This window comes from Chryseobacterium sp. 22458 (genome assembly GCF_052044975.1).
GTDB lineage: Bacteria > Bacteroidota > Bacteroidia > Flavobacteriales > Weeksellaceae > Chryseobacterium.
In genome coordinates, this window is the sequence record NZ_JBQEOA010000011.1 from 1 (window position 1) to 7720 (window position 7720).

Sequence of the window (7720 nt, forward strand, 5' to 3'; positions counted from 1 at the left end):
CCTTATAACTATGCCATCAATAATCCTGTGATGGTGATAGATCCGGATGGAAATGACGCAATGTTCGCTTCGGGGGAGGCGGCACAAGCAGCTTTTAGGGCTTATGTGGCAACAATGTCTACAAGTACCGAGTCATCGGGAGGTAATATTTTTACAGGATTTGGTCGTAGTCCTGGAGAAGATCCGGATGATCCAAAACCAGGTTTCTGGGGAAAAGTAAGCAATTGGTGGGGTAGTTTGTTTGGTAAAAGCAAAAAAGCTGCTATAGGCGTTGTCTCTGTCGGTGCTGCTACATTTGAAGGCCTTGCTCCTCCAGTAGAATTTGGTCCAACTATAGCAAGAATGGCGGGTTATGTAAGATTAGGCGTATGGGGGTTGCCATTAATGTTAAATGGAGATAGTGGTTTTTCTGCGAATTCTAAACCGATAAGTGGTGCTATTGATATTCCTGCTACAACAACGACTGATGAATCAGAGCCAGAAGAAATGATTACGTTATATCGAGGAGTATGTATAGGACATTATGATTATAAAAATGCTCTACAAGGTAGAGCGGTTCCACTTGGTGGACATAGTGATCCTAAATTGCACAATTGGGGAGATACGGAGAGTATTTTCACTTCTTGGACTACAAATGAAAATGTAGCTGCGAAGTTTGCAAATAAAAATGGCGGTGGTGTAATTTTAAGAAAATCTTTTTATATAAATGAAACTGTCCCAAGTCCTGATAAATATAATGAACAAGAGGTACTAATTCCTGGAATAGTAATAGGAGCAATACCAATAATAGTAAAAAGCAAGTAAATGGAAACAGACAATTTTCAAAAAATACTAAATTTATTTAAAAATCAAAGTAATAATTATTTATATGCAATCATATACAATTACTTAAAATCCATAAATAAACTTGAATATATTCTTATTGATAAAAATAAAGTCAACTCTATATACACAGTAAGAAATGAAATCAATAATACTATAAATGAAAGCTTAAAAATTCAAGGTTATGATGAATTATTAAATAATCTTGATCTATTCAATAGTAAAAAAGTAATTATTAGCAACTTTGATCATAACGAAAAGAATTTCACCATATTTATCAATGATAAAGAGACTCAGATATTAGGCATATTATGGCGGGATATCAATAAATAATAATCCCTAAGCTGGTGCGAGTGTCTCGCTCGTATCTGCATGAAATAACAACACTTTACTATTTTGTAAAGTGTTGTTTACTCTAAGAGCTGCTAGTATGATTTTTTGAAGTTTAGAAGATAGGTGTAATTTTAGAAATTATGTTTGGTACGAGCAAGATGCTCGCCCCCAGCTGGTGCGAGCTTCTAGCTCGTACCATATAAACAATCAACCCTATAATAAGTAAGGGTTGACTAAATGTAGATGTATGGTTGACACAAGCGAGACGTTCCCTGTTTGGAAGTTATTACAGTTATAAATACAACGGTAAAGAGCTTCAGGAAACGGGCATGTATGATTACGGGGCCAGAATGATGATGCCGGACTTGGGTAGATGGGGCGTTATGGATGCGATGTCTGAGAAATACAGTTCATGGAGCCCTTATAACTATGCCATCAACAATCCTGTGATGGTGATAGATCCGGATGGAAATGACGCAATGTTCGCTTCGGGGGAGGCCGCACAGATTGCTTTTAAAGCTTATGTAGCAACAATGTCTACAAGTACCGAGTCATCGGGAGGGAATATTTTTACAGGATTTGAGGCCAATCCACTTGATGATCATTTTAATCAGTTTGGAAAATTTTTGTATACAGATAATAAAAAAACAAATAATATTGTTATTGATTTTCAAAATCCTATTACCGGAAAATTAAATACAGCACCTTGGCTGTCAATACAACTAAAGGATTATATATTTAATAAAGATAATGCATTTGTTTTAGCAAATATTGCTAATCATTATGCTAAAGATGCTGGCATCAATTTAAATAGCCTTAGAGGCAATAGTATGTCTGTAGGAGTTGCTGATTATCACTTTGAGGCTGGGAAAATTGTTGGGACATTTTTCCCTTTTAATGGAGGTGACTACAATCCAGATGCTTTAATGCAGGCAAATAAGAGATCTAAAACGGTCTCTTTGATGGTTGGTAATGGAAAAGCACACCCATATTATAATGATAAAAATAATATGATTTCTGCATTAAGTCATGAGGGAGGGGAAATAAGTCACTTAACAGTAAATCCAGATAATATTAATATATCTAAATTGGATTTAGCAAAAGAACATATCAAAATTTATGAATATCAAATGTCTTCTCCTCTTTTTAAGAAGACTACACCAGAATTTCAACAGTTAATGAAAAAAAATTATTCTAATGATAAATGGTATTATAACACGTACAAACCGAAATAGATTTATGTATGTATTTCTATTAATTATCTTATTTATGTCATGTAAGAAATCTATGCTAAAGAATGAAAATGTTGTTTGTTCTTTTCAGAATTTAATATGTGACTATACAAAAGATAGTGTAAGAATAAAAAATGTAGAGACTTTTTTACTTTTTGGGAACCCTACAAATGATACCCTTAAAGTTTCTCTTAAAGATATTCAAGCGAACTATCGACATGTTTATGAAAAGGATACATTTAAGATAAATTTTGAAGCATTAACCCCCATTTCTATTCCACCACATGACTCTCTCGGATTACCTTGTATGTCAATAATTGAAAAAGACTTTGGTAAAGGAAATAAAATTTTTGAAAAAGGATTCTCAGTTGTTAATATTAAATCTCAAAAAGAAGCTTTTTATGCACCAACTTACAGATTAAAGCAGATATATGAGTTTCAATTATATCAAAAATGGGGAAGAAAACATAATAATATGAGTTTATAGAAAAACAAAAAGATTTATTCTCTCAGCTGGTGCGAGCTTCTAGCTCGTACCATAATAAAAAAACAAGTCCTTACAAAAAAGTAAGGGCTTGTTAAATTTTAAAATCGAAATATTCATAGAGAGTTTTGTATCTATATTTTTTTAACATGAAAAATATATGTAGATTTATGATTGGCACAAGCGTGACGCTTGCGCCAGCGAGGGGATGGATAACATAAAAACCCCTGCATTTTGCAGGGGTTTTGTATTAACAATATATTTTCAAAAATAAGCCGTCTCAGTTGTGAGGCGGCTTCTTATTCATTTCATTGGGTGTTTATAGCTCAAAAAGTTCTTACTTATCAAGCAGCTTTTCCAGTCTGCTCATCATTTCATCCTTTTCCTTCAGCATACGTTCATACAAAGCGATTTTTTCTTCGTGAAGTTGAACAATTTTATCAATAGGATTAATATTTTGGACTTCAATTCTATTATTAAACATTGCATTATCTGAAAATGTGCAGGAAATTAGATTCACAGCCTGCTCTTCATCAAAATTTTGAAAAGCTTCTACGGGGATTTTCAGTACTTCGGATATTTTTTCCAGTAACTGGTTTTCAATGGTTTCTTTTTGCTCAAGTAAAGAGACCTTCTTTTGGTTCCAGTCGTCGCCCAGATCAAGCGCTAATGCTTCCTGCTTTATTCCCAGCATTTCTCTGAAACGTTTTACATTTCTTCCCTGATGTATTTTGTAGTCCATTCTTTAATCAATTTGTGAAGATTCAAAGATAATACATTCTGTAAAGTAAAGGTTAAAAAATATCCGGTAAAATATTCCTGCCATACTTATTAAAGTGTCGGAAACTATTTTATAGACTGTCTTCAACAGCTTCAGAAGTGCTTTCTGCCACTTCACTAAGTCTCCTCAGGCGGTCATTAAGTAGCTATCACCATTTCATAAACTGTCTCAAGCTACTTAGAATACGCCTTCAAACACTATGGTAAGTCTCTCCAGCCACTTGATCAAGTGGCTGGAGCCTCTTCAAAACAGCCTCCAGCTACTTCATTAACGGTCTCCAGGCCGTTCTACAAGTCCCTGTACCCACTTATCAAAGTGGCTGGAGACCGGTAATGAACACCCTCCAGCCCGTCATATAACAGGGTATACCCCCTTACCCAAGGGGGTAGAGGGGGTTGGTGAAGGGGGTAGAACGATATTAAATAACTTGATAATTTCGTTTCTTCAATACATGAATTTTAGTAATTAAAACAAATCATATCAGAATATTTTAATTTCATAACTTTGTAATGATCAACAGTAATCAAAAAACATGTCAATCACCAACGAAGATCAGATGACCGGAATGCAGAAAGTAAGTGAAGCCGTTGCCTATACCCTGAAGGCCATGACTGAGTATGCAAAGCCGGGGATGACAACCAAAGAGCTGGATGAGTATGGAGCAAAGGTTCTTTCAGACTTTGGGGCGAAGTCTGCACCCTATCTGACGTATGGATTTCCAGGCTGGACATGCATCAGCGTAGATAATGAATTTTGCCACGGAATCCCTACCGATCAGAGAGTATTGAAAGAAGGAGATCTGATCAATATTGATGTTTCTGCAGAGCTTGATGGTTATTGGGCAGACAATGGAGGCTCGTTTATCATTGGAAAAGATATTCACGGGCATCAGAAACTGGTGAATGCCTCCAAAGAGATTTTGCAGAAAGCAATCGATCATATAAAAGGCGGTGTAAAAATAGCAGATATAGGGTCTTTAATGGAAACCGAAGCCAAAAAGAGAGGTTTGAAAGTAATCAAAAATCTTTGCGGTCATGGTGTGGGAAGAAGCCTGCATGAGGAACCGGATGAACTGCTCAATTATAAAAACCGTTTCGATACCAGACGTTTTAAGAAAAACTCGGTAGTGGCTATTGAAACCTTTATTGCAACAGACTCCAGTCTTGCCGTAGAAATTGAAGACGGCTGGACGATGGTGGGAAACAAAGGCGGATATATGGCACAGCATGAGCATACGATCGTGGTCACAGATGGAAAACCAATCATCTTAACCCGGATGAATGAAATTTTGAATTAACATATTTCTCAACTATATAAACCTTTCTGAAATTCAGGAAGGTTTTTTTATGCATTGCATTTGCCGCAGCAGCTACAAAAAATTATATTTGTGTATATCCTGTAACCTATGAAAAGAATCATCCGCAATGTTTGTATGCTCAGTCTTGTTGTTAGCCTTATTGCATGTACTTCCTATATAAAACCGATTCATACTGATCCGTTACCCGATTCCGAAAATATAACAAAGAAACTTTCTTTTCAGGATGGCAGCCTGAACTTCAGTTTCTATGGAGATTATATCTTTGATAAAACAGATAAGAGGTTGATCTTTTTTACCAACAAAGAGATTGGAAAAATACTTAAAAATATAAAAGACAAACCGTCTTCACAGATTTTATTTACCTATACTCCTGCAACTATTTACAACAATATGTTTGCATTCTACTATGCCGGAAAAACGCTGGATCAAATAAAAAAAGACCTCACAACCCAACATCCCGAAAAAGAAATGCCGGGCGGTCTGCTGTATCAATATCAGTACAATGGTCATGATATCATTGAAGTCTATAAGCAGACGGAAAAAGGAGTGGTGAGATGGATTGCCCTTAACGATCCCGGAAAGCAGAATGCAGATAAGTTTAAGCTTGAAAATGATAAACTCTTTTTTGATCTTAATACTCACCTGTGGAACGGATTGTAATTTTTTAAACCCAGCAGTAAATACCTGATTTTTAATGCGGTTATCGGATATTTGTTTTTTATATTTGTGATACACCAGCTCCACACAAAAATTATTGATATGAAAAAATTTCTTTTAGCCGTTTTAGGCGTTCTCATTATAATTGCTGCTATCGTTTTAATAAAAACGTTTACTTATCCTTTCAAGAAAAATACAATTGTATCAGGAGAAGGATGGAAACCCGTAAAAAACGACTCTGCAGTCATGCGGCTGTCAGGGGGAATCAAAATACCTACCGTTTCCACAGGAAGCCTCGGAACATTCAATTATGCTCCGTTCGATCAGTTTAAAACCTATTTAAAAACCTCCTATCCTTTGGTATACCAGCATACGGAAAATGTTGAGGTCAATCAGTATGGATTGGTATTCAGGCTTAAAGGAAGCAATTCTGCGCTTGAACCTGTTTTATTTCTTTCCCATATGGATGTGGTGCCTCCCGGTGATGCAGACATTAAAAATAATGAAGACAATATTTTCCGTCCGGATGATAAACCATTGGAACCTGTTGCCAAAGTTGCTGAAGACTGGGATTTTGCACCCTTTTCAGGAGCAGTAGCCAATGGAAGGATCTATGGAAGGGGAGCAATAGATATGAAAGGAATGCTTTTCTCCCTCCTGGAAGCAATGAACAGCTTAATTAAAAACAAACAGACTCCTCAGAGAGATATTTATCTGGCTTTTGGTTTCGATGAAGAGGTGGGTGGCCAGAAGGGAGCGATTCAGATTGCAGATTACTTTAAGAAAAAAGGATTAAAATTCGATGCGGTATATGATGAAGGCGGGCTGATCATGCGAAAAGGAAATGTGGCAGGAATAGATTCCGATGTGGCTGTTGTAGGATGCGCCGAAAAAGGATTTCTTTCCGCTAAAATAAAAGTAAAAGGATTGGGCGGGCATTCTTCTATGCCTCCAATGGAAAGTGCTATCGGGAAAGCTGCAGTCATTATGCAGCGTCTGGAAGATCATCAGATGAAACCGGTCATCACTCCGCTGATCAAAGAATTCTTTAATAACATCGGGGGCGAAATGCCATTTACCACAAGGCTCGCATTGGCGAATCAATGGCTGTTAAAACCCGTTTTGATGTCACAGCTCACCAAAAACAATACAACCAATGCCTTGGTACGTACTACCACAGCACTTACGATGATGAAAGGAAGTGACGGAACCAACGTGCTGTCTCCCGAAGTGGAATTTGTAGTCAATTTCAGACTTCTTCCCGGAAATACGGTAAAAGATGTCCGTGATCATATTGCAAAAGCAACGGAAGGCTTCGACGTTGAGGTTGAAGAAATTGATAATACCAGAGAAGCTTCTGCAATTTCTCCTACCAATACCAAAGCTTTTAAACTAATAGAAGCAGGCGTCAAAGAAATTCACCCCGGAGCCATTGTTACTCCATACCTTACCATGGCGGGAACCGATGCAGGGAAATATGAAATCGTCAGCAAAAATGTGTACCGCTTCATGCCTATTAAAATCAACAGAGCAGAGCAGCAAAGCATTCACAGTACCAATGAATATCTCAGCATAGAAAATTATCTTAAGATGATTCATTATTTCGAATACCTGATGAAGAATTATGATAAGTAATTCAATGTAACGCTATTTGAAGCGGTGAACGATAATTGTTTTTTTTTTTGAATGATATATTTATCTTAAACGCAGAGTTCGGAGAGTTTTTCTATGGTATCTTATTATTTTTTTCGATCGCTACGGCGTTTCACTCAGCAATGAAAGTATGTTTCTTCTGAATGAAATCTATAGATATCGAATTTATCTTAAACGCAGAGTTCGGAGAGTTTTTCTATGGTATCTTATTATTTTTTTCGATCGCTACGGCGTTTCACTCAGCAATGAAAGTATGTTTCTTCTGAATGAAATCTATAGATATCGAATTTCTCTTAAACGCAGAGTACGGAGAGTTTTCTATGGTATCTTATTGTTTTTTTCGATCGCTACGGCGTTTCACTCAGCAATGAAAGTATGTTTCTTCTGAATGAAATCTATAGATATCGAATTTCTCTTAAACGCAGAGTACGGAGAGTTTT

8 protein-coding genes are annotated in these 7720 nt (G+C 36.5%); 7 read left to right on the forward strand and 1 reads right to left on the reverse strand.

Annotated elements, in window-relative coordinates; genetic code table 11:
- From ACTJJF_RS21870 to ACTJJF_RS21885, 4 genes are all read left to right on the forward strand, one after another.
- Positions 1-804 (forward strand): hypothetical protein (locus ACTJJF_RS21870; RefSeq protein WP_440701009.1); only part of this gene is annotated, 804 nt, incomplete at its 5' end.
- Positions 805-1155: a hypothetical protein gene (locus ACTJJF_RS21875; RefSeq protein ID WP_440701010.1), complete on the forward strand. Its 351-nt coding sequence runs from the start codon at positions 805-807 to the stop codon at positions 1153-1155.
- A 251-nt stretch (positions 1156-1406) separates the two neighbouring features.
- Positions 1407-2390: an RHS repeat-associated core domain-containing protein gene (locus ACTJJF_RS21880; RefSeq protein WP_440701011.1), complete on the forward strand. Its 984-nt coding sequence runs from the start codon at positions 1407-1409 to the stop codon at positions 2388-2390.
- Positions 2391-2442: 52 nt separating this feature from the next.
- Complete coding sequence (locus tag ACTJJF_RS21885) at positions 2443-2874, forward strand: hypothetical protein (protein WP_312306286.1); 432 nt, start codon at positions 2443-2445, stop codon at positions 2872-2874.
- A 334-nt stretch (positions 2875-3208) separates the two neighbouring features.
- Here the strand turns inward: ACTJJF_RS21885 and ACTJJF_RS21890 are convergent, their stop codons facing one another.
- On the reverse strand, positions 3209-3613 hold the full coding sequence (locus ACTJJF_RS21890; RefSeq protein ID WP_312306297.1) for a helix-turn-helix domain-containing protein: 405 nt from the start codon (positions 3611-3613) through the stop codon (positions 3209-3211).
- A 571-nt stretch (positions 3614-4184) separates the two neighbouring features.
- Between ACTJJF_RS21890 and map the strand changes: the two genes are divergently transcribed.
- The 3 genes from map to ACTJJF_RS21905 all read left to right on the forward strand — a co-directional run bounded on the left by map (position 4185) and on the right by ACTJJF_RS21905 (position 7262).
- Positions 4185-4949 (forward strand): type I methionyl aminopeptidase, encoded by a 765-nt coding sequence (gene map, locus ACTJJF_RS21895; protein ID WP_440701012.1) that lies wholly within the window; start codon positions 4185-4187, stop codon positions 4947-4949.
- A 108-nt stretch (positions 4950-5057) separates the two neighbouring features.
- Complete coding sequence (locus ACTJJF_RS21900; RefSeq protein ID WP_312306301.1) at positions 5058-5630, forward strand: hypothetical protein; 573 nt, start codon at positions 5058-5060, stop codon at positions 5628-5630.
- Positions 5631-5729: 99 nt separating this feature from the next.
- Complete coding sequence (locus tag ACTJJF_RS21905; protein ID WP_440701013.1) at positions 5730-7262, forward strand: M20/M25/M40 family metallo-hydrolase; 1533 nt, start codon at positions 5730-5732, stop codon at positions 7260-7262.
- The last annotated feature ends 458 nt before the right edge of the window (positions 7263-7720 follow it).

Bases quoted from the DNA above. Each gene is read 5' to 3' on its own strand.
- map (WP_440701012.1), top strand. From the start codon at position 4,185: ATGTCAATCACCAACGAAGATCAGATGACCGGAATGCAGAAAGTAAGT.
- ACTJJF_RS21875 (WP_440701010.1), top strand. From the start codon at position 805: ATGGAAACAGACAATTTTCAAAAAATACTAAATTTATTTAAAAATCAA.
- ACTJJF_RS21885 (WP_312306286.1), top strand. From the start codon at position 2,443: ATGCTAAAGAATGAAAATGTTGTTTGTTCTTTTCAGAATTTAATATGT.
- ACTJJF_RS21905 (WP_440701013.1), top strand. From the start codon at position 5,730: ATGAAAAAATTTCTTTTAGCCGTTTTAGGCGTTCTCATTATAATTGCT.
- ACTJJF_RS21900 (WP_312306301.1), top strand. From the start codon at position 5,058: ATGAAAAGAATCATCCGCAATGTTTGTATGCTCAGTCTTGTTGTTAGC.
- ACTJJF_RS21890 (WP_312306297.1), bottom strand. From the start codon at position 3,613: ATGGACTACAAAATACATCAGGGAAGAAATGTAAAACGTTTCAGAGAA.